This is a genomic window from Vibrio sp. Vb1554 (assembly GCF_033344235.1).
On sequence record NZ_JAWPOJ010000345.1, the window covers coordinates 1 to 1,144 of the forward strand.

Here is a 1,144-nt window from a genome sequence, read left to right on the forward strand (position 1 = left end):
ATATTCACCAGCACTTCTACTGCTTCATCCGTCGAAGCCACACCTTCAAATGTGACCGCTTTGCCAGCTTCCATCGCGCTTACTGCGTCCTGAGCATCACTTTGAAGCTGGTTGATCATACGTTGAATCTCTTCCGTTGAATCGGCAGTGCGCGACGCTAGGTTACGAACTTCATCTGCAACTACCGCAAAGCCTCGACCTTGCTCACCTGCGCGTGCCGCTTCAATCGCTGCGTTCAGTGCCAACAAGTTTGTTTGCTCAGAGATATCGCGGATTACACCAAGGATAGAGCCGATATCTTTCGTTGTAGAAGCAAGCTGTGTCACAACAATGTTTGTCGTTTCCACATCGTCAGCAAGACGGCTGATCACTTCTTTCGCTTTCATCACAACTTCACGACCCGTCTGAGTATTATCAGACGCTTGGTTTGCAGTATCGGCTGCCGTCGCTGCGTTAGACGCAATTTCACTGATCGTCGCACCCATTTGGTTGATCGCTGCAACCACTTGAATCGTCTGGTCACGTTGCTCTTGGCTATTATCGTACGTTGACGTTGCTTTGCTCGACACGCTGTCTGCCGCTTGACTCAGTGCACCGCTCGTCAAAGATACCTCTTTCATAGTTGCGTGGATTTTCTCAATAAATCCGTTGAAACCTTTAGAAAGTTGCGCAATTTCATCATTGCCACGAATTTCAATACGCTGTGATAAATCACCTTCGCCTTGACCAAGATCGGTAAAGCGATCTGCAATCAAACGAATTGGCTTAGTGATACTGTTTGCGAGCAATACGCCCATCAAAATGAACACCAACGCCACTACAATGGTTGTGATCATCATTTTTTGGCCAGTGGCATTGAGATCAGCAAACACTTCATCAACAGGCACGACGCCAATAACAAACCAGTTCATTGATGGCACATACAAACTCGCGATGAAATTGTCCTTACCTTCAAACTCGACATTAATTAGGTTGAAGCTGTTTTTGTTCAGCAGTTGATTCGCGTTGCTGCCAAAAAGCTGCGCAATCGACGTTTTGTTTTTGCCTTGTTGACGATGAATTTGAATGTCACCTTTTTCATTCGTTAAGAACACGTAACCTGTGTCCTCAATTTGCAGGCTATTTCGAAGTGACACCATGTCAT

Annotated in this window: 1 protein-coding gene; it reads right to left on the reverse strand. The window is 46.2% G+C overall.

Annotated features, from left to right (window positions below):
* A partial coding sequence (locus R8N28_RS26175) for a methyl-accepting chemotaxis protein (protein ID WP_318183778.1) occupies window positions 1-1,144 on the reverse strand: 1,144 nt, incomplete at both ends.